Raw genomic sequence first — 22,828 nt, forward strand, 5'->3', positions numbered from 1 at the left:
TAAAAGTATTTTTTGAATAAAAAAGGTATGCAAAAATAAATTTAAAAAAAAGAAAAGTCATCCTGTATAAACAAACAACCGTTCCACACTTTCTTTAGTCGATAGGTTTTTAGCATGCCATGAAAAGGTGGTTTTTGCTCCTTTTTCCCAGATGCACTTAAAATCTTCTGGTGCATTGTATTCGCTAATAAACACTTGGTGACCTGCTTTGCTTTGTTCTCGGCACCAACTCCAAAATTCATCGTGGTTAAAACCATCTCTGTATTTTGTGGTGGATGCATAAGGTGGATCGCAATAGATAATACTGTTTTTAGGAATTTCTAGATCTGTGTACGATTGACAAGAGAGTTGCACTCCTTCTAAATTAGGTACTTGTTTGGTAATATTACGGTAATGTTCTCCCCAATAATCGCGTTTGCCTTCTTTATCGCGTCGGTAACCCGAAAACCATTTGCCACCAAAAGAATTAAAACCTACATAACCTAAAAGATGTTTTGGGTATTCTGTTTGATGGGTTCTTATATGTTTGTACTCAGCTTCACTAATCGTTTTTGGCGGATCCCAAGCGTCGTAAATTAAAGCTTGCCACATGGCCATGAGTTCTTGGTGTTGGTCATTAGCAATACGGATACCATCAACCTTGTCAATCATATTCATTCCACCAGCAAAAGGTTCAATATACGCTTGATTAGGCTTTCTATCTTTTAGAATAATTGATAATAAATCTTTAGCAAAGCGTGCTTTGCTGCCCATATATTTCACCTGTTTAAATTTTAGTAATTAACGTATTTCTATCTAAGAATTCAATACTTATTGCTTCATCTCAATAAAAATGAAAAATTCCCTTGAGCGCAGTCGAAAGGTTCTTAAAATCTAATGTTTTAAATAGGTTTCGACTGCGCTCAACCTGACATTAGCTTTTTAATTATTTGATCGTAAATATTAAAATATTTATACCGAAATCATGTTAATTAATTGATTATTTTTTAATTATAAAATTGAGAATCTATGTAACCACTGCGTTCTCTCATTAAAAATTTATTGATGTTCGTTTTATGCCATCTTTTTATTGAACATGCACAAGATACATAATGCCTTTATCAAATAAAAAAGAGTGTTAAAAAACACTCTTTCTTATATAAACTACGTTTTAAAATAGGATATTAAAACAACACAGAATACTGCTATTTTTCTATCGTAGTTTAGGTTTTCTTTTTCATTATATGTTAGGCCAATACCGAGTGTGTTTCAAACACATAACGGTGTAGTTTTTGTAAAGTTTCTAGTTTGTCACTGCTATTTACTAAAAGTGAAATGTTATTATTACTACCTCCGTAAGCAATCATTCTTACATTAACATCTTGTAGTACTTGAAACAATTCTGGCGTATCTGGATGATAGATAATGTTATTACCAACTAAACATACAATACTCATAAAATCATCGATCTCAACGGTTGCAAATTTTTCGAGCTCTCTAACGATAATGTCTAAATGTTTGTCGTTATCTATAGTTAAAGACACTGCAATCTCTGATGTGGTTACCATATCTATCGATGTTTCGTAGGTCTCGAAAATCTCGAAGACTTTCTTTAAAAACCCATGTGCTAATAACATTCTGGCCGATTTAATTTTTATGGCCGTAATATTATCTTTTGCTGCAATGGCTTTAATACCTTCTCCATGAATTTTATCTGTTATTAAAGTTCCATAAGATTTAGGCGACATGGTATTTTTTAAACGCACAGGAATATTCAATGCTCTTACGGGCATTACAGTTTGCGGATGCAAAATCTTTGCTCCAAAATACGCCAACTCTGCGGCTTCATCAAAAGATAAATTAGAAATGGCTTTGGTATTGGTTACAAATCTAGGATCGTTATTATGAAATCCATCAATGTCTGTCCAAATTTGTACTTCTTTAGCATGTAAAGCTCCTCCAATAATGGTTGCAGTATAGTCACTACCTCCTCGATCTAAATTAGAGAGTTCTCCATCTGCATCTAAACATATAAATCCTTGAGTAATGTATATATCTGCTTCTGGCAAAGCATCTATTAATCGGTTAACATTTTGTTTTATATAAAAATTGTCGGGTTCGTTATTTCTATCAATACGCATAAACTCTAAAGCTGGTAATAATTGCGAATTAATTCCTTTTTGATTTAAAAATCGATTAAAAATTGTAGTCGACAATAATTCTCCTTGCGCTATAATAGTATTGTGTAATAAGGTTGTATGTGGTTTGTTAACAGCATCTCCTAAGCGTCTAAAAACAGTATTAACAAAACCTAAAACGCTATGCTCAATAGTTTCGTCATTGTACAATGTTTTAATTGTACTTGTATATGTTTTGTATAAATCATCTATTGCACTCAGCGCTTCTTCAGTCGCATTGTTTTTTATAGATTCTGAAATATTTACTAGCGCATTAGTTGTGCCAGACATTGCCGACAATACCACTATCTTTTTCTCTTTGGTATTGATAATATCTTTAACGTTGTTCATATTCTCTACAGAACCAACAGATGTACCACCAAATTTTAATACTAACATTATTCTAAATGATTTAAGATCGCAAAAATATATGGATTTACTGTCTCTGTCATGAAAATGTAAAAAATAGTATACATTTGCACAAAATGTTTATTATTTAACAAAATGAAAACTATAGCAGCTTGTGTTGAAGAAGTTTTAATTACTCAACCTTTTTTAGAAGAAGCCTTATTTAGAAATATTATTAATTTTTCTGCATTAGCTGAAGAGTTGCAACAACCTATTAGCGATATGCTTAGAAAGCCAGTAAAGACTGGTGCAATTATGATGGCACTTCGTCGTTATAATCCTCCTACACATTTAAGAAGTTCAAATAAATTAAAACGTGTTTTAAAAAACTTAGGCGACATTACGGTAAAATCTAATTTAATTGATTTTACGTTTCAGAATTCAAAAACATTGATTAACAAACATGCAAAGGTTTTAGATACATTAGATCCTGAATCGTTTTATGGGTTTTCTCGTGGAATTTATGAGAGTAATATTGTGGTTTCAAAATCTGAACAACAAAAGGTTTTAAGTCATTTTAAAAATGAAACAATGATTGGTTCTCAAGATGATCTCTCTGCAATTAGTATTCGGTTGCCTAAAGACAATTCTAAAATATCTGGATTGTATTATCAGATATTTAAACGTTTTGCTTGGGAAGGCATTTCACTTTACGAAGTGATTTCAACTACCAATGAATTTACTGTTTTAGTAGAAAACCATTTAGTGGAAAAAGCTTTTTCTGCAATTAAAAACTTAAACGCTTAATTGTTTAATGATTTGCTTTAAGAAACAGTTTAGAAAAATTTAAACCTATAAAAGTTACAAAAGCCGGAATTACCCAACCTAAAGTATATTGCGCTAACGGAATAGTATCTACAATACCTTGAATGTTTTCTCTAGGAATTATAAATCCTAAAAAATCTGGAATACTGAATATGAATGTTATTAAGACTACTCCTCTAAAAACGGTTTTACTAGCCAATCGATCTGGCATTACATTCAATAAAATTAAGATGATTGTTATTGGATATATAAACATTAATACTGGTAATGCAATATGAATAATGGTACTAAAATCTAACTGACCAACTCCAACACCAAAAGCACAAGCTATTACAGCTGTAATGATATAGGCATTTTGAGAATTATGAAACAACCCTTTAAAATAATCTGCAGTACCTGCAATAATACCAACAGCTGTGGTAAAACAGGCTAAAGAAATAAGAATACATAATACGGTGTTTCCAAAAGCACCTAATGCAGATAAACTTATACCACTTAACAGATTGGCACGTTGCATATCATTACTTAATGAGTTGTCTATATTTATTTCGGTTCCGTAATAAGCTCCCACAGAAATTAAACCTGCATAAATAATAAACAATCCTAGACCGGCTATTAATCCAGATCTTCTAATCAATTGTTTTTTAATCTCAAAAGAAGCCGTGTTTTTAAAATTAATAGAAATAATAATCACTCCTCCTACAACAACTGCTCCAATAGCATCAAATGTTTGATAGCCTTCTAATATACCACTAACAATAGGTGTTTCAAACGTACCTATATTAGTAAAACTGCTAGAATACAAACCGATTCCGATCACTAACAATAACATAATAACAATCATTGGTGTTAAAAATTTTCCGATGATGTTTAAGATCTTAGATCGGTTTAATACAAATACTAAAACCAAAATAAAATAAATTAGGCTGGTTGTTAATGGGCTAGTGCCAAACGCTGGGTGAATAGCAATCTCATGTGTTGCCGATGCTGTACGCGGCGATGGTATGGCTACTGAAATTATATAAACAATGACACAATACACTAAACTGAAAATTGGTGATACTTTTTTACCAAAATCATACATAGTGCCTTGTAATTTTGCATGTGCAAATATGCCTATTATTGGTATGGCCACGGCAGTAATCATAAAACCAATAGTGACCCAAACCCAATCTTCACCAGAATTATAGCCTAATAATGGTGGTAATAATAAGTTTCCGGCTCCAAAAAAAAGTGAGAATAAAGCAAAGCTTGTTACGAAGAGTTCTTTTCTAGAATTCAATTAATTTTTCTTTTTAAGGTTAAGGTCATGGAAATCGAAACTAAAATCTGTAATTGGCGCAATAAAGCTCATTGTTGCTCCATTAGCATTACCAGATTCGTCAAATGTAAATTTTACATATACATCTGCATCATAACTTCTGTCATCCCATTTTGCTATAAATGTTGTAGCGTTATAAGGTAATAATTCACCAAAAAGTCTAGGTGATCTCATACATTTAATAGAATACTTATTATCTGTATTAGAAATAAAAATATCCCCAAACCAATCATCAGTGTATGTTCCAACAATTTGTGAAGCTTTTGGTATGTCTATTGCTGTTTTTGCAACTTCAACAGCTTTAAAAACGTCAGCTTTAACTTTATCTGTATTCTCTAAGAATAGATTTCTATTATCCCCATAACGTTTTAACCAATTTCTATCCTCATATCCTAAATAACTATCTTTAATTGTATTGGTAATGGCGTTAAATGCAGATCCTACCATTTGGTTGGTTAATACAACGATAGCCAAATCTAAATCCGGAATTAACGTAAACTGTGTTACTGTACCGATTAATCCTCCTGTATGAGAGACTTGTTTATAACCACCTTTAACATCTGTTAAAAACCAGCCTAAACCGTAACCTCTAAAATTAGAGTTATAACTGTCATTAGGGCTAACTTTAAGTGGGGTTTGTAATTGCCACAACTCATGAAATTGTTCACGACTTAATAAGCGTTCTCCACTTTCCGTTACGGCATCATTCATTAAAAATTTTGCCCAAGTTAACATATCTGGTATGTTACTAACTATGCCACCTGCTGGATTTGCGACATCAGACCAATCATGAGGGATTTGTATTACTTTACCATCTGCTCTTGTATGAGCTTCTATAATATTAGATTTATCGGTAACTCTGTTATAAGATGCTTTACTATTACTCATCCCAACGGGTTTCATAATCTTATTTTCAATAAATTCTTCCCAAGCTAAACCACTAACACGTTTTAAAACTTCGCCAGCAATGATATACATATTGTTATTATACCTAAACTTGCTTCTAAATGAACTTTCGGGCTCTAAGTGCCTAACATTGTCAATAATATCTATGACTTTAAAATCTCCACCTTCAGGAAAAAACATTAAATCTCCTGCGCCTAATGCTAATCCACTTCTATGCGTTACTAAATCTCTTATTGTAAATTCTTCTGTAACATAAGGATCGCTCATTCTAAACTCAGGGATATATTGACGTACTTTATCATCCCAATTTAATTTACCAGCATCAATCATCATTGCCAAAGCAAAACAGGTAAACCCTTTACTATTAGAAGCTACACCAACCTTTGTATTAGCATTCATTTCTTTTTGCGTTTCTAAAGAACGAACACCATGACCTTTAGCATAAACAACTTCGCCATCTTTTAAAATACCTACTGAAATGCCTGGAACTTCAAAAACAGATAAAGTTTCGGTAATTAATTGGTTGAGTTTAGCTTCTTCAATTTGAGCATTTAGCACAAAAACAGATATACATAGACAGAAGCTAAGTATCTTTCTTATGGTCATATCCGAAATTTTTAGTTAGTTAGTGTATTCTCAAATATAGTAAAATGTTATTGATGTTTTAATATTGATAAATACTTTCAAAAATTATCTTTGTTTTAATTATGGTTTTTTACAAAAACATTTCATTAAACTATACAGAAACTGGTATAGGGAAACCCGTTATTTTATTACATGGGTTTCTTGAAAATAGTACCATGTGGAAGGATTTAATTCCTAAATTAAAATGCAGAACAATAGCTATAGATTTACTTGGACATGGCAAAACCGATTCGTTAGGTTATATACATACCATGGAAGATATGGCTGATGCTGTTTTGGCTGTTCTAAAGACTTTAAATATCAAAAATGCTCATTTTATAGGGCATTCTATGGGAGGTTATGTTGCGTTAGCATTAGCAAAATCATCCCCGACATTATTTAGCGGTTTGTGTTTAATGAACTCTACATTTGAAGCGGATGATGAAGAACGAAAAGAATTAAGAACTAGAGCTAATAAAATGATACAAACCAATTTTAATAACATGGTTCGTGTATCTTTTGCAAACCTGTTTGCCCCAAAAAGTAAAACTATTTATAAAACAGCTTATGAAAAAGCTTTAGTCGAAGCTTTAAAAACATCACGTCAAGGTTATATGGCTGCGCAAGAAGGTATGAAAATACGACTTGATCATTTCGATACTTTTAAAAATTTAAAAGCAAAAAAGTTAATTATAATTGGGCGTAAAGATCCTGTAATTAATTCTGACATTCTTATAAAAAAAGTAGAACATACAGATATTGAAATTACTGAATTATCCGAAGGGCATATGAGTCATATTGAAAATAAATCAGAATTATCTTACTTTTTAAATCTTTTTATCGAATAATTACGTAATAAAACTGTTATTTGTCTTTTTTTGAATAAGTTAGTCATCCCAAATTTACCAATTATGAAAAAAACTACTAATGCCTTGACAGCCTCAAAATTGTATTGTGATGTGTTTGGTCATAATTATAAAATGACAAAAAAGGTGACGTTTCATGTCAAAGAATATACTTGCAAATGTTGTAAAAAGCAATTAACGACTGATAGTAATGGGAAGTTAACAGAATTAACCCCTAAATTTCAAGAGATCAATTCTGTATTAGCTAAAATTTATTCAAACAAAATGATGCGTATGAAGAAGCGTCGTTCTTTTCAAACTACAGCCGCTTAATTTATTCTATTCTATATTCTCTCCTAAAGCATTCCATCCTTTTGCTATAATAGGAATTTTGGTTTCGCCTCGAGTTACCAAATGCATACCTCTATCTTTTTCAGTAATATACCCAACAACGGTTAAATTAGGGTTTCCTTTTATCTTAGGAAAATCATCTTGAGAAATCGTCATTAAAAGCTCATAATCTTCACCTCCGTTTAAAGCAATCGTCGTGCTGTCGATATTAAATTCTTCACAAGTTGAAATTACTTGAGGATCTAATGGAATTTTATTTTCATATAAATCGCAACCTACATTACTTTGTTTACAAAGGTGTATAATCTCTGATGATAAACCGTCACTAATATCAATCATACTCGTTGGTTTTACATTAAGTTGTTGTAATAGGTCTACAATGTCCTTACGTGCTTCAGGTTTTAATTGACGCTCTACGATATAAGTATACATTGATAAATCTGGTTGGCTGTTAGGGTTTACTTTAAAGACTTCTTTTTCTCGTTCTAATACTTGTAACCCCATATATGCGCCACCAATGTCCCCAGAAACCACAATTAAATCATTTGGTTTTGCTCCAGATCTTAATACCACATCATTAGCATTAACTTCACCAATTGCTGTAATAGAGATAATTAATCCAGATGTAGAAGATGTAGTATCTCCTCCAATAACATCTATATTATACAATTTAGATGCTGTTGAGATACCCGCATATAATTCTTCTAAGGCTTCTAATGGAAATCTGTTAGAAACTGCAATAGACACAGTAACTTGAGTTGCTTTAGCATTCATTGCACAAATATCAGAGATGTTAACCATCATGGCTTTATATCCTAAATGTTTGAGTGGTACATAGCTCAAATCAAAATGTACACCTTCAACAAGTAAATCTGTGCTTACTACAATCTGCTTATCTTTTATATCTATAATTGCAGCATCATCACCTATACCTTTTATTGTCGTCTCTTGAGTAATCTTAAAATGTTGAGTTAAGTGTTCAATTAACTTAAACTCACCCAGTTCACTAAGTGGAGTGCGTTGTTGATTTTTATCTTCTATCATTTTGCAAAAATATTATGCTTTTTCTGATTTACACACAGTTTGAATGCTTATTTAACATTAATCTTATTATTATTTTCTTAATTTAATCTTAAATTGCATAAAAGCATCTCTCATGAAAGCATTTCGTTTTTTTAAAATCTTCTTAATTTTTATTTGTTGTTTTTGTTATATCAACTGTTCTTCGGACGATGATTCTTCAATTACAAACCCAGATATGGATAATGATGGTTTCTTCGATTTTAATGATAATTGTCCTACTATTCCTAACACAGATCAATTAGATACAGATGGTGATGGGCTTGGTGATGTTTGCGATGACGATGACGATGGTGATGGAGTCCCAGACGATCAAGATAATTGCCCGTTAATTCCAAATGCAGATCAAGCAGATGATGATAACAATGGAGTAGGAAACGTATGCGATGCAAGAACCCAACCCTTATTTAGGTGTGTTGGTGGTACTGCTGGTCCTTTTCCATGTAATGGATATGACTTAATGAGTATGATTTCTGCAGCTGAACTTGGTGGAACAGGTGCTCAAGGTAATGATTCTTGGGGATGGACAGATCCTACAACAGGTAGAGAATATGCTTTAGTTGGCCTAACTACTGGCGCTGCTTTTGTTGATATTACTGACCCTATAAACCCTATTAATTTAGGCCGTTTGCCTACTGCAACAACCCCTAGTCCATGGAGAGATATAAAAGTTTATAATAATCACGCCTTTATTGTTAGTGAAGCTCCCGGTCATGGCATGCAGGTTTTCGATTTAACACGTTTAAGAAACGTTACCAATCCTCCAGAAACATTTACTGCTGATGCTAGGTATACTGAATTCGGTAATGCCCATAATATAGTGATTAATGAAACCAGTGGTTTTGCTTATGCTGTAGGCACAACCACATTTGCTGGAGGTCCTCATTTTGTTAATATTCAAAACCCTACTAATCCAACTGCTGCTGGAGGTTATGCAGAAGGCACTTATTCTCATGATGCCCAAGTCGTAACTTACAATGGTCCCGACACAGATTATACAGGACGTGAAATATTTATTGGAAGTAACGAAGATGAAATCGTTATTGCCGATATCACAGATAAATCTAATCCAATTACTATCTCAACAATGGTATATAATAGAATTGGTTTTACACATCAAGGTTGGTTTACAGAAGACATGACCTATTTTCTTTTAGGTGATGAGCTCGATGAAATTAATTTTGGGGATGCTTCTAGAACCATTGTTTTTGATTTTAGCGATCTGGATAATCCACAATTTCAAATGGATTATTTTGGGCCAACAAATGCTATTGACCACAACGGTTATGTAAATGGTAATAATTTTTATGTCGCTAATTATACTGCTGGAATCAGAGTTATCGATGTGAGCAACATTAGTAATGGAGTTATGACAGAGACAGGCTTCTTTGACACGTTTCCTGCTAACAATAATACAAGTTTTAATGGAGTCTGGAATGTCTATCCTTATTTTGATAGTGGTAATATAGTGATTAGTGATATTGAAGGTGGTTTATTTATTGTTAGAGCAAATTAATATGCGTTTAAAAAGAATGTCTTTAATTAAATACCTAGGTGTTATTCTATGTGTCATTTTTAGTTGCTCATCTAATGACGATGGAAACTCATCGCCTGACATAACAAATGGAACTATAGATTTTTCTATTACTCTTGGTGGCAGCTTAAATGATAGCGCTCAATCTGTTATCAATACTACTGATGGCGGTTATGCTATTTTAGGTTTTACTCAAAGTATAGATGGAGATGTTTCAGATAAACAAAATGAAAATTTCGATTATTGGGTATTAAAATTCGATGCTCAAGACCAATTGCAATGGAGCAGAACATATGGAGGTAGCTCTGATGATAGAGGTCAAGATATTATACAAACTCAAGATGGTGGTTACGCTATTATAGGTTCTAGCTTAAGTAATGATGGAGACGTTAGCAACAATGCAGGCATGGAAGATTATTGGCTTGTAAAGCTAGATGCTAGTGGAGCTGTTTCATGGCAAAAATCATTTGGTTTTCAGGGTAATGATAGTGGTTTTTCTGTCATTCAAACTAATGATCAAGGCTATTTAATTTCTGGCATTTTAGATGTTTCTGCTTCTGGCGGACAAGGCAATTCATCCAGAACAAGCAATAGACATGCAGGAGGAGAATATTGGGCTATTCGTCTAAATGCGTCTGGAGATATGCTTTGGAGTAAATTCTTTGGAGGAAGTTTTACAGATATGCCAGAAGGCATCGTAGAAACTGATGATAATGGATTTATAATTGTTGGAGGATCAGATAGTTTTGACATCGATATTACTAACAACCTTGGGTCTTACGATTTTTGGATCATTAAAATATCTGATGTCGGAGATTTACTTTGGGAAAAATCATTTGGTGGAGACGAAATAGATCAAGCCAGAGCTATTGTAAAATCTGGAGATGGCAATTTTGTCATTGCTGGAGATACGCGCAGCAATTCAAATGATGTTTCTAATAATAATGGTGCCGCCGATTTATGGTTGATTAAAATATCTCCTGAAGGTGAATTAATTTGGGAGAGAACCATTGGTGGATCAAGTTTTGATGTTTCACGATCAATAAAAAGGACACGAGATAATGGGTTTATTTTAGCAGGAAGCTCAAGAAGTAGTGATATTGATGTATCTGAAAATAAAGGGCAAAATGATGCATGGGTACTAAAAGTAGATAGCAATGGAAATCTACAATGGGAAAGAAGTATTGGAGGTAGCAATATTGATTTTGCCTATGGTATCGCAGAATTAAATGACAATACTATTGTAGTTGTTGGTGACACTGCCAGTAATGATCAAGATATAACAGAAAACAGAGGATTTACAGATATGCTATTAATAAAAATGTTATGAAAAAGAAAATTTATCTACAAAACAAAACAGTTAAAAACTATATTAATAAACGCCTTTTTACACTATTGGCTTTTTCAATTTTATTTATTGTAGCCTGTACTAGTGATAGTGAAAATATTCAAAATACAGATGTAACTGTTTTAACTACATTTAATTTTACACATGATTGGGACGGAGCTTTAGTGACTAACTCAGATTTTAATAATTTTCAATTTACCAATCAAAACGGCGAAACTATAAGTATTGAGCGCCTACGTTATTTAATTTCAGATATTACGTTTACTAATACTGATGGAGAAACTATTGAGTTAGACACCCATAATCTTGTTGACCTAACAAATGGTAATGGTTTAAATTTTAGTCCAGAAACAAAAATTTCTACAGGCAATTATACTAATGTGTCTTTTACTTTTGGGTTTGATAATGAAGATAATTCTGAAAACTATATAGATTTAAATTCTGCATCTTTTAATGTGCCTGATATGCTAGGTGGTGGTTACCATTATATGCAATTTGATGGTAAATATCTCTCTTCTACAAATAACGAAGAAGGCAATTTTAATTATCATGCTATAAGAGCTGCCGATAATCCAGGGCCAAACCCAACATTTCCACAAGACACTTTTTTTACTGTGGATCTAGGGCCTATAAATATTACAAGTGATACCAATATAGAAATTAAAATGAATATTGCTGAGTGGTTTAAAAACCCTAATCAATGGGATTTAAATGTTTTAAATACCGTTTTAATGCCCAATTCTGCTGCGCAGATAATGATGTTTCAAAACGGACAATCGGTATTTAGTTTAGGAACAGTATCTCAATAAACTAAATGATGAGGTCTAAATTGGTATTTTTAAACCTAATCTTACTCGTTAGTTTTTCTTGTTCTAACGAAGGTGTTGGCTACGAACCTGTGCCTGCTGCACTAGAAATCCCACTGATATTTTCAGACAATATTATTCCTCCTGTAATTCCTAATGATAATCCTCAAACTGTCGAAGGTATTGCCCTAGGAAAACGATTATTTTTTGACCCCTTATTATCTGGTAATGAAACCATTTCATGTGCAACTTGCCATAGTCCTCAAAATGGGTTTTCGGACAACACACCAACTAGCGATGGAGCCCAAGGTGTTTTTGGTACTAGAAACTCAATGCCATTATTTAATTTGGCATGGAATTATGATGAACGTTTTGCTTGGGATGGTAAAGAATTAAGTTTAGAACGGCAAGCCTTAGAGCCTGTTCAAAACCCTATAGAAATGCATAGTAATTGGGATGATGTCGTAACTAAATTAAACCAACACCCTGATTATCCAGAATTATTTCTTCGTGCTTTCAACTCAGACAATATAACTAAAGAACTTGCTGTAAAAGCTATAGCACAATTTGAGCGTACTTTAATTTCTGCAAATTCTAAATTCGATCGGTTTCTATTGGGGCAAGAAGCATTAACACCTGAAGAAGAAAATGGACTTAATGTTTTTATGGATGAAGCTAGAGGAGATTGTTTTCATTGTCATGGTAGTCCAAACAATCCGTTATGGACAGATAATATCTTCCATAATAACGGTTTAGATAATGAAATTACAGATCTTGGATTAGGTGCTGTAACAGGTGATCCTAGTGATAATGGCAAATTTAAATCCCCATCATTACGTAATTTAGCATATACAGCTCCATACATGCACGATGGTCGTTTTAGTACTTTAGATGAAGTTATAAATCATTATAGTGAAGGATTAAAAAGCTCACCAACTATAGATCCTTTAATGAAAAGTCTAGATCAAGGCGGAGTTCAACTCACACCTCAAGATAAAGCGGATTTAAAAGCATTTTTACTCTCATTATCAGATCCTTCTTTTATTAATAATCCTGAATTTCAGAATTAATAAAATCAACAAAAAAATGCATTTCATCGAAAATATTTACGCTTAAGCGTTAAAATTAAATCGTTTTCTTATATTCATAGCCCCTAATCTTATAACAACCTATGAAACCCACAACTAATAACGATTTTACATGTCTAGTTTTTGGTCATAATTACCAGAAACTAAATACCTCTAAGCTTATTTGTAAAAATTGTAATACAATTACCTGTACTGACGAATATGACAATTTAGATGCCAGTATATCTAAGGACAAAACTTTTGAAAAAACCTTAAAAAAACTCTTTCTTTTAAAGCGTAAACTAGCCTCTTAATCTTTTTTACTCCCGTTTTAACTCAATATATTTCGCATACTTTAATCTACTGCAGTTCAAGTATAATAAAAAGTTATTATGGTATATCTTAATATAATGTTAGGAGTTATCTTAAAAACTGACTTAAATCGTATATTTGCATTCTATTTAGATTAAATCTATTTAAAAAATGATTAAAGTATCTGAGACAGCTAAGAATAAAGTTGTAGAATTAATGACTGAAGACGGTTACAATTACACTAACGATTATGTTAGAGTTGGTGTAAAAAGTGGTGGTTGTTCTGGTCTATCTTACGATTTAAAATTTGATAACGTTCAAGCTGAAGGAGATAAAGTCTTTGAAGACAACGGCATTAAAATTATAGTCGATAAAAAAAGTTTCCTATACTTAATTGGTACTACTTTAGAATATTCTGGAGGATTAAACGGAACAGGTTTCGTGTTTAATAACCCAAATGCAAACCGTACTTGCGGTTGTGGAGAGTCCTTTTCTCTCTAAATTAACTATAACATTAAACTCGAAATAGAGTTATGAGCAAATATACAGAAGACGATTTAAGAGAAGAATTAAAAACCAAAGAGTATGAGTATGGTTTTTATACTGATATCGAATCTGAAACATTCCCTATTGGATTAAACGAAGACATTGTTCGTGCTATCTCTAAGAAGAAAGAAGAGCCACAGTGGATGACCGAATGGCGCCTTGAAGCATTTAAAGTTTGGAAAGAAATGGCTGAGCCAGAATGGGCTAATGTACATTACCAAAAACCCGATTTTCAATCAATAGCTTATTATTCTGCGCCTGTAGCCGTAGATCCTAACAAAACATTAGACGATGTAGATCCAGATTTATTAGCAATGTATAAAAAGCTAGGGATCTCAGTTGACGAACAGAAAAAGATGAATAATATTGCTATGGATATTGTTGTAGATTCTGTCTCTGTTGCTACAACCTTTAAAAAGACTTTAGCCGAAAAAGGCATTATTTTTATGAGTATTTCTGAAGCTATTAAAGAGCATCCAGAACTTGTAAAAAAATATATCGGTACTGTTGTACCTACTAAAGACAATTTTTATGCTGCTCTAAATTCAGCGGTATTTAGTGATGGTTCATTCTGTTATATTCCAAAAGGAGTACGTTGTCCTATGGAATTATCAACCTATTTTAGAATCAATCAAGCTGGTACTGGTCAATTTGAACGTACACTTGTTATCGCAGATGAAGGCAGTTATGTATCGTACTTAGAAGGTTGTACAGCTCCTAGCCGTGATGAAAATCAATTACATGCTGCTGTTGTAGAGTTAATTGCTTTAGATGATGCTGAAATAAAATATTCAACTGTACAAAATTGGTTCCCTGGTAATGCCGAAGGAAAAGGTGGTGTTTACAATTTTGTAACTAAACGAGGACTTTGCGAGAAAAACGCAAAAATCTCTTGGACTCAAGTAGAAACTGGTTCTGCTGTAACATGGAAATATCCATCTTGTGTATTAAAAGGTGACAATTCAGTTGGTGAATTCTATTCAATAGCTGTAACTAATAATTATCAGCAAGCAGATACAGGCACTAAAATGATTCACTTAGGTAAAAACACCAAGTCAACCATTATCTCTAAAGGTATTTCTGCAGGTAAATCTCAAAATAGTTATAGAGGTTTAGTACAAGTCAGTTCTAGAGCAGAAAACGCTCGTAATTTCTCGCAATGCGATAGTTTATTAATGGGTAATGAATGTGGTGCGCATACATTCCCTTATATAGAAGCTAAAAATAAATCAGCCCAAATTGAGCACGAAGCTACTACGAGCAAAATTGGTGAAGATCAAATTTTCTACTGTAACCAACGTGGTATTGATACAGAAAAAGCCATTGCATTAATTGTAAATGGTTTTAGTAAAGACGTATTAAACAAATTGCCAATGGAGTTTGCAGTTGAAGCTCAAAAATTATTAGAAATAAGTTTAGAAGGTTCAGTTGGTTAATTGTATAAAAATGAAAAAAGGATTTTTAATTTTATTATTATCTATTGCCTTTATGAGTTGTAAAAAAGAAAGGCAATCTCAAGAGAATCAATCTCTAGATTCTACTATTGAAGCAGTAAACGATGGTTTAACTACAATGCGCGGAGATTTTATTTATCATTCTGATGCAGCAGTATTACAAACTCAAAACAACATTTATGCTGTTGTTATTGATGATAATATGCACAAACTCAATGCGCGTGTTAAACCTTACAAAAAAGAAAATACGGATATGATTCCTGTAACGGTTAGAGTTAAAAAATTTCCTAAGCCGGAAGATGAAGAAGGATGGCCATTTCGGGTAGAGATAAAAGAAATTATAGATGTTCACCAACCAACCGACACTAACGATGTTATTAGAATTGGTGAAAAATAACACACCTAAACAACTATTAAAATGAAAAAAATTGTAATTCTAGTTTTTGCTTTAGGCTTAGTTTTCTCATGTAAAAATGAAAATAAAACTACAGTTAAAGAAGAAACTATAGAAGTTAAAGACACACCAAAAATAACACTTCAGGTTGTTAATGGAGGTGATATTACAGTGAACAAACTTGAAGCGTTTTCTGATAGTTTGCACCTTTATCAAGGACAATCTAAAGTATTTGTTGACCCTATCTATATTATTACTCATCAAAGTGGTAAACGTATGATTTGGGACACAGGTTTACCTGAAGCTATAGGTTCAGAACCCGTAACACCTGGAGATGGTACATTTACTATTGCCAGAAAAGATTCTATTGGTCATCAATTAAAAACGTTAGACTTAACCTATGAAGATTTTGATTATATAGGTATCTCTCATATTCATTTTGACCATACGGGTACTGCAAATTATTTCAAAAATGCAACTTGGTTAGTCCAAGAAAACGAATATGATTTTATTACTAGTCCAGAGCAAGCTACAGGTTTGGGTGCTGCTGTTTCAGAATTAAAAAATGTACAAAAACTAAATGGAGATCATGATGTGTTTGGTGATGGTAGCGTTATTATAAAATCTACACCAGGACATACTATTGGACACCAATCTTTATATTTAGATTTAGGATTAGAACGTCCTATTTTATTAACTGGAGATTTATACCATTTCCAAGAAAATCGTCAAAGCAAAGTATCGCCTAGTTTTAATTACGATTTTCCACAAACCAGAGAAAGTATGGCTGTTTTTGAAGCTTTTGCAAAAGAAAAAAATGCAGAAGTTATTATACAGCATAGTCCAATGGACTTAACCAAATTACAGAATATATTAAAATAAATTAATTAAGATTACGTATAAACAAATCGTATGTTAAAGATAAAAGATTTACACGCTAGTGTTGAAGATAAAAACATCTTAAGAGGTATAAACTTAGAAGTAAACCCAGGAGAAGTACATGCTATAATGGGACCAAACGGTTCTGGAAAAAGCACATTAGCTTCTGTTATTGCTGGTAAAGAAGATTACGAAGTAGAAGGAGGAAAAATCCTTTTAGATGGTGAAGATATTGAAGAATTAGGTGCTGAAGAACGCGCTCACAAAGGTGTGTTTTTATCGTTTCAATACCCAGTAGAAATTCCTGGAGTTAGTGTTACTAACTTTATGAAAACGGCAATCAATGAAACACGTAAAGCCAAAGGTTTAGAGGATATGCCAGCTAAAGAAATGCTAAAATTGATTCGTGAAAAATCTGAACTTTTAGAAATTGATCGTAAATTTTTATCGCGTTCATTAAACGAAGGGTTTTCTGGTGGCGAAAAAAAACGTAATGAAATTTTTCAAATGGCAATGTTAGAGCCAAAATTAGCCATATTAGACGAGACAGATTCTGGTTTAGATATTGATGCTTTACGTATTGTAGCCAATGGAGTTAATAAACTAAAAACTAAGGATAATGCTGTTATTGTAATTACGCATTATCAACGTTTGTTAGATTATATCGTTCCTGATTTTGTGCATGTATTACATAACGGACGTATTGTAAAATCGGGCGGAAAAGAATTAGCTCATGAGTTAGAGGCTAAAGGTTACGATTGGATTAAAGAAGAAGTAGATGCTTAGTATCAATTAGTCTCAATTGACAATAAAAATAACTAAGCTATAAATTAAATAAAGAAAACAGTCTAAAGCATCATAAAAGCGTATAACTGCTAACTGAATACTAAGACTGCATACTTAATAAGATGGATTTAAAAGAAAAATTAGTATCGTCTTTTTTAGCATTTGAAAACACTGTAGATGTAGATTCGCCAATACACGATATTAGAATAGAAGCCATGAAAGCTTTTGAAACCGAAGGGTTTCCTAATAAAAAGCAAGAAGCATGGAAATACACTTCTTTAAACAGTATTTTAAAGAACGATTATAGCGTGTTTCCAAAACATGAAGAAGCTTTAGATTATAAAGATGTAAAAAAATATTTTATCCACGATATCGATTCTTATAAGATCATTTTTATTGATGGAAAATATTCTTCTCACTTATCCGAAACCACACACGATGATATTGATGTGTGTTTAATGTCTGCTGCATTAACTAAGCCTAAATACCGTTTAATTATTGAAAATTATTTCAATAAAGTTGCATCTAAAGATAGCTTAGCATATTTAAATACGGCGTTTTCAAATGAAGGAGCGTATATTCATATTCCAAAGAATAAATTGGTTGATAAGCCAATACAAATTATTCATTTTTCTACAGGTAATGAAGCCGCTTTAATGCTTCAGCCAAGAAATTTAGTAGTTGTTGACGAAAATTCTCATGTTCAGATTATTGAACGTCATCAAAGCTTAACAGACAACCCTGTATTAACAAACAGTGTTACTGAAATCTTTGCAAACAAACGCGCTATTGTAGATTACTATAAAATTCAAAACGATAGACAAACAGCATCTTTAATTGATAATACATATATCAACCAAAGAGCAGAAAGTTTAGCAAAAGTGCACACCTTTTCTTTTGGTGGAAAATTAACGCGCAATAACCTTAATTTTTATCAAAACGGTGAGCGCATCGATTCTACAATGAAAGGCATTACTATTATTGGAGATAAACAGCATGTTGACCATAACACATTAGTACACCATATAGAACCTAATTGCGAAAGTCACCAAGATTACAAAGGCATTTTTGATGCCAATTCAACGGGTGTTTTTAATGGTAAAGTTGTTGTTGAAAAAGAAGCACAGAAAACAAATGCATTTCAAGCAAATAATAACATCTTAGTCAGTGATAAAGCAACCATTAACACTAAACCTCAACTAGAGATTTTTGCAGATGATGTAAAATGTTCTCATGGTTGTACTATTGGTCAATTAGATGATAGTGCTTTATTCTATCTGCGTTCTCGTGGTATTCCCGAAAACGAAGCTAAAGGTCTATTAATGTATGCCTTTAGTAATAATGTTTTAGATTCTGTAAAAATTCCACAAATCAAACAACGCATTACCAAACTTATAGCTAATAAGCTGGGAGTTAATATTGGTTTCGATTTATAAACGTATGTTCAACGCAGAAGATATTAGGCAAGATTTCCCTATTCTTAATAGAGAAGTTAATGGTAAACCATTAATTTACTTAGATAATGCAGCCACATCTCAGACACCTCAACAAGTCATTGATGTTATTGTAGATTACTATACTAATTACAATGCTAATATTCATAGAGGTGTGCATAGTCTTAGCCAAGAAGCTACAGATGCATATGAGCAAGCTCGTATTAAAATTCAAAAGCATTTTAATGCCAAATATGCGTATGAGATTATATATACTTCGGGCACAACGCATGGCATTAATTTAGTTGCTAATGGATTTTCATCTTTATTAAAAGCAGGAGATGAAATTATTGTTTCTGCATTAGAGCATCATAGTAATATTGTGCCTTGGCAAATGCTCTGTGAGCAAACGGGTTCTAAGCTTAAAGTGATTCCTATGAATCAGGATGGAGAACTTGTTATATCCGAGTTTGATGCTGTTTTAAATACTAATACCAAACTTGTTTTTGTAAATCATGTTTCAAATGCATTAGGCACTATAAACCCTATTGCTTCTATTATTGAAAAGGCTCATGCTGTTGGAGCCGCTGTTTTAGTTGATGGAGCACAATCTAGTCCGCATATAAAAGCAGACGTACAAGCTTTAGATGTAGATTTTTACGTCTGTTCTGCTCATAAAATGTGTGGTCCTACTGGAGTTGGTGTTTTATACGGCAAAGAAGAATGGCTTAATAAATTACCACCATATCAAGGAGGTGGAGAAATGATTGCTGAAGTTACTTTTGAAAAAACAACATATGCAGATTTACCGCATAAGTTTGAAGCAGGCACACCAAATATTTGTGGTGGTATTGCTTTTGGGGCTGCCATAGATTATATGAATACCATTGGTTTTGAAACCATTTCTAATTATGAAGATGAATTGCTTCAATATGCTACGGAGCAGTTAAATAACATTGAAGGTTTAAAAATCTACGGAACTTCAAAACATAAAACTTCAGTGATTTCTTTTAATGTTGCAAATATTCATCCTTATGATATAGGCACATTATTAGACAAAATGGGAATCGCCGTACGTACAGGGCATCACTGTGCGCAACCCATTATGGATTTTTATAAAATCCCAGGGACTGTACGTGCTTCATTTATGTTCTATAACACTAAAGAAGAAATTGACCAGTTTATTACCGCATTAAAAAAAACGGTAACAATGCTCTCATAAAATAGTCTCGTTTCAAAAACACTTTACAAAAATCACTTAAATTTTAAGTGATTTCTTTCTTTTAAAACGTCTGTTTAATAAAATGTTATCTCAGATATAAATGCAATAGAAAAATAGATATGTCGTACCTTTGTAAAAAAAATAGCATGACTATTAAAGCTGTACAAGAAGAAATCATTGATGAGTTTTCTATGTTTGAAGACTGGGAAGAACGTTATCAGTATATGATTGATTTAGGTAAAGATTTACCTTTAATTGACGGACAGTACAAAACGGAAGACAATATTATTAAAGGTTGCCAAAGTAAAGTTTGGGTGCATGCTAATATGGATGATAACAAAGTAGTATTTACAGCAGATAGTGATGCTATTATTACTAAAGGGATTATTGCTATTTTAATCCGTGTATTTTCCAATCAACACCCTAAAGATATTATTGAAGCCAACACTGATTTTATAGATCAAATTGGTTTAAAAGAACATTTATCGCCAACAAGAGCAAACGGCCTTGTAAGTATGATAAAACAATTAAAATTGTATGCTATCGCATACCAAACACAACTTAATTAAAATGAGCGAAACAACTATAGATACAAATGCATTAGGAGAGAAAATTGTTCGTGTATTAAAAACCATATACGATCCAGAAATCCCTGTAGATATATACGAATTAGGATTAATCTACGATGTTTTTGTTAATGAAGATTTTGATGTTAAAATTTTAATGACACTAACAACACCTAATTGCCCTGTTGCAGAAACTTTACCATTAGAAGTTGAAGAAAAAGTAAAATCTATTAAAGATGTTAAAGACGCAGAAGTAGAGATTACTTTTGATCCACCTTGGACACAAGACCTTATGAGTGAAGAAGCTAAGCTAGAATTAGGCATGCTATAAAGTTAGCAGTAGTATTCAGTCTCGGACATATAAAACGTCACCTTGAGCGCAATCGAAAGGTTTAGATAATGAAAGATGAAATTATAAATAGAGTAGCTAATAGTAAACTACAGGTTATAGATCTCGAAGATTTTTATCCTGATGGTAAACGCATACTTTTTGATATTAAAGATTGGCTTTTAGAAGGTTTAGTATTACGTGAAAAAGAGTTTAGAGTATATGTTACTGAGCACAACTGGAAGCAATATCAAGATTGTTATGTAGCTCTTCATTGTTCTACAGAAGCTATTATACCTGATTGGGCTTATATGCTCATTACTGTTCAATTGCAACCTTATGCTAAGTTTGTAATTAATGGCAATTTAGAGCAATTAGAAACTGTTCTTTACACTTCTATTATTAATGATTTTAATGTGGAAAACTATAAAGACACACCTGTTATTATTAAAGGTTGTTCTAATAAGCCAGTGCCTCTAAATGCACTTATTTTATTAACCAATAAATTAAAGCCAATAGCTAAATCCATTATGTATGGTGAGGCTTGTTCTGCAGTACCACTTTATAAAAAAAGTAAATAAATTGTGACTTTTCAGACTTGTTTTAGGTCTAAGTCTATAAGTGACGTATTTTAAAGATTTGTTTTGCTTTATATTTACTTCAAATTTAACCAATAATTTATAACTTAAAATTTATTACAATGATCTCTAAATTTCGTTTAGTTGTATTACTTTTATTTGCAACCTCAATAGGTTTTGCACAAACAAAAGAAGAATTAAAAGCTGAAAAAGCTAAAGCACAAAAAGTAGCAGATTCTGCCCAAGCAGTTGCTGATGGCGCTCAAGCCAAAATAGACGCTTTACCTGGATGGAGAAAAGCTATTTTTGGTACTTTAGGGTTTAGTATCTCTGAACAACGTAACGCTTTTACTCAAGGTGTGCCTAATAACTCTACAGGAAATATAGGTATTTCTGTAAATGCTTATGCTAACTTAATTGAAGAAAAGTTTTTCTGGAGAAATTCTGGTCTTATAAATTTTGCTTGGACAAGACTAGATGATAGAGATGACCCAAATGACAATGATAGTTTTGAACCCACTACTGATATCTTTACATTAACATCACTATATGGACGTAATATAAGTAAAAAATGGGCGGTTTCTGCGTTAGCAGAATACAGAACAACAGTACTTAACGATTTTAACGATCCAGGATATTTAGACTTTGGTGTTGGTTTTACATGGACGCCTATTACCAATCTTGTGGTTGTAATTCATCCTGCCAACTACAATTTTGTGTTTAGCAGCGGTGATACAATTTTTGAATCGTCATTAGGCGCTAAGATTGTTGCTGATTACACACGTAAAGTAGGAGCTATTAATTTTAAAACAAATTTATCTGCTTTTATAAGCTATGAAGAAGTTGATGATTTATCTAACTGGACATGGAATAACTCATTTTCGTATACACTTTGGAAAAAAATTGGTGTTGGTTTCGATTTTGGATTGCGTAGCAATAAACAAGAAGCACTTAATTTTGCATTAAACCAAAACCCTGCTACTGCAACTTCATTTGATGATGTAGATAATGATTTACAAACGTATTGGACGTTTGGATTGAGTTATGCGTTTTAAACATTATAACAAATATTGTATATTAAAAAAGAGATCTAAATATTTAGGTCTCTTTTTTATTTCA

24 protein-coding genes are annotated in these 22,828 nt (G+C 32.5%); 19 read left to right on the forward strand and 5 right to left on the reverse strand.

The window, feature by feature from the left end; genetic code table 11:
- Positions 1 to 57: 57 nt before the first annotated feature.
- Entirely contained in the window at positions 58 to 753 is a 696-nt protein-coding gene (locus K8Z87_RS01795; protein ID WP_227475762.1) for a DNA adenine methylase, read from the reverse strand.
- Positions 754 to 1,226: 473 nt separating this feature from the next.
- Positions 1,227 to 2,555 (reverse strand): aspartate kinase, encoded by a 1,329-nt coding sequence (locus K8Z87_RS01800; RefSeq protein WP_227475763.1) that lies wholly within the window; start codon positions 2,553 to 2,555, stop codon positions 1,227 to 1,229.
- A gap of 105 nt (positions 2,556 to 2,660) precedes the next feature.
- Between K8Z87_RS01800 and K8Z87_RS01805 the strand changes: the two genes are divergently transcribed.
- Positions 2,661 to 3,311: a hypothetical protein gene (locus tag K8Z87_RS01805; protein ID WP_227475764.1), complete on the forward strand. Its 651-nt coding sequence runs from the start codon at positions 2,661 to 2,663 to the stop codon at positions 3,309 to 3,311.
- 4 nt (positions 3,312 to 3,315) lie between these two features.
- On the opposite strand, the gene brnQ is transcribed toward K8Z87_RS01805, so the two are convergent.
- Positions 3,316 to 4,611, reverse strand: coding sequence for a branched-chain amino acid transport system II carrier protein (gene brnQ / locus K8Z87_RS01810; RefSeq protein WP_227475765.1), 1,296 nt, complete (start codon positions 4,609 to 4,611; stop codon positions 3,316 to 3,318).
- The gene (locus K8Z87_RS01815; protein WP_227475766.1) at positions 4,612 to 6,162 is read right to left on the reverse strand and encodes a serine hydrolase; all 1,551 of its coding nucleotides are present in this window, start codon (positions 6,160 to 6,162) and stop codon (positions 4,612 to 4,614) included.
- Between the two features lie 101 nt (positions 6,163 to 6,263).
- Here K8Z87_RS01815 and K8Z87_RS01820 point away from each other — a divergent pair, with 101 nt between their 5' ends.
- Both K8Z87_RS01820 and K8Z87_RS01825 read left to right on the forward strand, forming a co-directional pair.
- A complete protein-coding gene (locus tag K8Z87_RS01820; protein WP_227475767.1) occupies positions 6,264 to 7,028 on the forward strand; it encodes an alpha/beta fold hydrolase in 765 nt (254 codons plus the stop codon).
- A 63-nt stretch (positions 7,029 to 7,091) separates the two neighbouring features.
- Positions 7,092 to 7,358, forward strand: a complete 267-nt coding sequence (locus K8Z87_RS01825; RefSeq protein WP_227475768.1) for a hypothetical protein — start codon at positions 7,092 to 7,094, stop codon at positions 7,356 to 7,358.
- A gap of 6 nt (positions 7,359 to 7,364) precedes the next feature.
- On the opposite strand, the gene thiL is transcribed toward K8Z87_RS01825, so the two are convergent.
- Positions 7,365 to 8,420, reverse strand: coding sequence for a thiamine-phosphate kinase (gene thiL, locus K8Z87_RS01830; protein WP_227475769.1), 1,056 nt, complete (start codon positions 8,418 to 8,420; stop codon positions 7,365 to 7,367).
- Positions 8,421 to 8,532: 112 nt separating this feature from the next.
- Here thiL and K8Z87_RS01835 point away from each other — a divergent pair, with 112 nt between their 5' ends.
- From K8Z87_RS01835 to K8Z87_RS01910, 16 genes are all read left to right on the forward strand, one after another.
- Positions 8,533 to 9,972, forward strand: a complete 1,440-nt coding sequence (locus K8Z87_RS01835) for a choice-of-anchor B family protein (protein WP_227475770.1) — start codon at positions 8,533 to 8,535, stop codon at positions 9,970 to 9,972.
- A 16-nt stretch (positions 9,973 to 9,988) separates the two neighbouring features.
- On the forward strand, positions 9,989 to 11,320 hold the full coding sequence (locus K8Z87_RS01840) for a hypothetical protein (RefSeq protein ID WP_227475771.1): 1,332 nt from the start codon (positions 9,989 to 9,991) through the stop codon (positions 11,318 to 11,320).
- Entirely contained in the window at positions 11,317 to 12,147 is an 831-nt protein-coding gene (locus K8Z87_RS01845; RefSeq protein ID WP_227475772.1) for an MbnP family protein, read from the forward strand. The genes K8Z87_RS01840 and K8Z87_RS01845 overlap by 4 nt, the downstream gene beginning before the upstream one ends.
- A 5-nt stretch (positions 12,148 to 12,152) precedes the next feature.
- On the forward strand, positions 12,153 to 13,214 hold the full coding sequence (locus tag K8Z87_RS01850) for a cytochrome-c peroxidase (RefSeq protein ID WP_326520881.1): 1,062 nt from the start codon (positions 12,153 to 12,155) through the stop codon (positions 13,212 to 13,214).
- A gap of 101 nt (positions 13,215 to 13,315) precedes the next feature.
- A complete protein-coding gene (locus tag K8Z87_RS01855) occupies positions 13,316 to 13,525 on the forward strand; it encodes a hypothetical protein (RefSeq protein ID WP_227475773.1) in 210 nt (69 codons plus the stop codon).
- A 169-nt stretch (positions 13,526 to 13,694) separates the two neighbouring features.
- Positions 13,695 to 14,024, forward strand: coding sequence for a HesB/IscA family protein (locus tag K8Z87_RS01860; RefSeq protein WP_227475774.1), 330 nt, complete (start codon positions 13,695 to 13,697; stop codon positions 14,022 to 14,024).
- A gap of 32 nt (positions 14,025 to 14,056) precedes the next feature.
- The gene (gene sufB / locus K8Z87_RS01865) at positions 14,057 to 15,505 is read left to right on the forward strand and encodes a Fe-S cluster assembly protein SufB (RefSeq protein WP_227475775.1); all 1,449 of its coding nucleotides are present in this window, start codon (positions 14,057 to 14,059) and stop codon (positions 15,503 to 15,505) included.
- Between the two features lie 10 nt (positions 15,506 to 15,515).
- Complete coding sequence (locus K8Z87_RS01870) at positions 15,516 to 15,920, forward strand: hypothetical protein (protein ID WP_227475776.1); 405 nt, start codon at positions 15,516 to 15,518, stop codon at positions 15,918 to 15,920.
- Positions 15,921 to 15,941: 21 nt separating this feature from the next.
- The gene (locus K8Z87_RS01875; RefSeq protein WP_227475777.1) at positions 15,942 to 16,799 is read left to right on the forward strand and encodes an N-acyl homoserine lactonase family protein; all 858 of its coding nucleotides are present in this window, start codon (positions 15,942 to 15,944) and stop codon (positions 16,797 to 16,799) included.
- A gap of 30 nt (positions 16,800 to 16,829) precedes the next feature.
- On the forward strand, positions 16,830 to 17,582 hold the full coding sequence (gene sufC, locus K8Z87_RS01880) for a Fe-S cluster assembly ATPase SufC (protein ID WP_227475778.1): 753 nt from the start codon (positions 16,830 to 16,832) through the stop codon (positions 17,580 to 17,582).
- A gap of 122 nt (positions 17,583 to 17,704) precedes the next feature.
- Positions 17,705 to 19,018, forward strand: coding sequence for a Fe-S cluster assembly protein SufD (gene sufD / locus K8Z87_RS01885; RefSeq protein ID WP_227475779.1), 1,314 nt, complete (start codon positions 17,705 to 17,707; stop codon positions 19,016 to 19,018).
- Positions 19,019 to 19,022: 4 nt separating this feature from the next.
- Positions 19,023 to 20,237: an aminotransferase class V-fold PLP-dependent enzyme gene (locus K8Z87_RS01890; protein WP_227475780.1), complete on the forward strand. Its 1,215-nt coding sequence runs from the start codon at positions 19,023 to 19,025 to the stop codon at positions 20,235 to 20,237.
- A 146-nt stretch (positions 20,238 to 20,383) separates the two neighbouring features.
- Positions 20,384 to 20,806 carry a SufE family protein gene (locus K8Z87_RS01895; RefSeq protein ID WP_227475781.1) on the forward strand — a complete coding sequence of 141 codons (423 nt, stop codon included), beginning with the start codon at positions 20,384 to 20,386 and terminating at the stop codon, positions 20,804 to 20,806.
- Position 20,807: 1 nt separating this feature from the next.
- Positions 20,808 to 21,134, forward strand: coding sequence for an SUF system Fe-S cluster assembly protein (locus tag K8Z87_RS01900; protein WP_227475782.1), 327 nt, complete (start codon positions 20,808 to 20,810; stop codon positions 21,132 to 21,134).
- A 68-nt stretch (positions 21,135 to 21,202) separates the two neighbouring features.
- Positions 21,203 to 21,712 carry a DUF2480 family protein gene (locus K8Z87_RS01905; protein WP_227475783.1) on the forward strand — a complete coding sequence of 170 codons (510 nt, stop codon included), beginning with the start codon at positions 21,203 to 21,205 and terminating at the stop codon, positions 21,710 to 21,712.
- A 119-nt stretch (positions 21,713 to 21,831) separates the two neighbouring features.
- Complete coding sequence (locus tag K8Z87_RS01910) at positions 21,832 to 22,764, forward strand: DUF3078 domain-containing protein (protein WP_227475784.1); 933 nt, start codon at positions 21,832 to 21,834, stop codon at positions 22,762 to 22,764.
- The last annotated feature ends 64 nt before the right edge of the window (positions 22,765 to 22,828 follow it).

This window comes from Winogradskyella immobilis (assembly GCF_021887715.1).
Classification (GTDB): Bacteria; Bacteroidota; Bacteroidia; order Flavobacteriales; family Flavobacteriaceae; genus Winogradskyella; species Winogradskyella immobilis.

Excerpts from the sequence above, each read along its gene's own strand:
- K8Z87_RS01795 (WP_227475762.1), bottom strand. The coding sequence starts at position 753 with ATGGGCAGCAAAGCACGCTTTGCTAAAGATTTATTATCAATTATTCTA.
- K8Z87_RS01860 (WP_227475774.1), top strand. The coding sequence starts at position 13,695 with ATGATTAAAGTATCTGAGACAGCTAAGAATAAAGTTGTAGAATTAATG.
- K8Z87_RS01805 (WP_227475764.1), top strand. The coding sequence starts at position 2,661 with ATGAAAACTATAGCAGCTTGTGTTGAAGAAGTTTTAATTACTCAACCT.
- thiL (WP_227475769.1), bottom strand. The coding sequence starts at position 8,420 with ATGATAGAAGATAAAAATCAACAACGCACTCCACTTAGTGAACTGGGT.
- sufD (WP_227475779.1), top strand. The coding sequence starts at position 17,705 with ATGGATTTAAAAGAAAAATTAGTATCGTCTTTTTTAGCATTTGAAAAC.
- K8Z87_RS01875 (WP_227475777.1), top strand. The coding sequence starts at position 15,942 with ATGAAAAAAATTGTAATTCTAGTTTTTGCTTTAGGCTTAGTTTTCTCA.
- K8Z87_RS01850 (WP_326520881.1), top strand. The coding sequence starts at position 12,153 with ATGATGAGGTCTAAATTGGTATTTTTAAACCTAATCTTACTCGTTAGT.
- K8Z87_RS01825 (WP_227475768.1), top strand. The coding sequence starts at position 7,092 with ATGAAAAAAACTACTAATGCCTTGACAGCCTCAAAATTGTATTGTGAT.
- K8Z87_RS01855 (WP_227475773.1), top strand. The coding sequence starts at position 13,316 with ATGAAACCCACAACTAATAACGATTTTACATGTCTAGTTTTTGGTCAT.
- K8Z87_RS01815 (WP_227475766.1), bottom strand. The coding sequence starts at position 6,162 with ATGACCATAAGAAAGATACTTAGCTTCTGTCTATGTATATCTGTTTTT.
- K8Z87_RS01900 (WP_227475782.1), top strand. The coding sequence starts at position 20,808 with ATGAGCGAAACAACTATAGATACAAATGCATTAGGAGAGAAAATTGTT.
- K8Z87_RS01910 (WP_227475784.1), top strand. The coding sequence starts at position 21,832 with ATGATCTCTAAATTTCGTTTAGTTGTATTACTTTTATTTGCAACCTCA.
- K8Z87_RS01905 (WP_227475783.1), top strand. The coding sequence starts at position 21,203 with ATGAAAGATGAAATTATAAATAGAGTAGCTAATAGTAAACTACAGGTT.
- sufB (WP_227475775.1), top strand. The coding sequence starts at position 14,057 with ATGAGCAAATATACAGAAGACGATTTAAGAGAAGAATTAAAAACCAAA.
- K8Z87_RS01820 (WP_227475767.1), top strand. The coding sequence starts at position 6,264 with ATGGTTTTTTACAAAAACATTTCATTAAACTATACAGAAACTGGTATA.
- K8Z87_RS01890 (WP_227475780.1), top strand. The coding sequence starts at position 19,023 with ATGTTCAACGCAGAAGATATTAGGCAAGATTTCCCTATTCTTAATAGA.
- K8Z87_RS01870 (WP_227475776.1), top strand. The coding sequence starts at position 15,516 with ATGAAAAAAGGATTTTTAATTTTATTATTATCTATTGCCTTTATGAGT.
- K8Z87_RS01895 (WP_227475781.1), top strand. The coding sequence starts at position 20,384 with ATGACTATTAAAGCTGTACAAGAAGAAATCATTGATGAGTTTTCTATG.
- K8Z87_RS01840 (WP_227475771.1), top strand. The coding sequence starts at position 9,989 with ATGTCTTTAATTAAATACCTAGGTGTTATTCTATGTGTCATTTTTAGT.
- K8Z87_RS01845 (WP_227475772.1), top strand. The coding sequence starts at position 11,317 with ATGAAAAAGAAAATTTATCTACAAAACAAAACAGTTAAAAACTATATT.
- K8Z87_RS01800 (WP_227475763.1), bottom strand. The coding sequence starts at position 2,555 with ATGTTAGTATTAAAATTTGGTGGTACATCTGTTGGTTCTGTAGAGAAT.
- sufC (WP_227475778.1), top strand. The coding sequence starts at position 16,830 with ATGTTAAAGATAAAAGATTTACACGCTAGTGTTGAAGATAAAAACATC.
- K8Z87_RS01835 (WP_227475770.1), top strand. The coding sequence starts at position 8,533 with ATGAAAGCATTTCGTTTTTTTAAAATCTTCTTAATTTTTATTTGTTGT.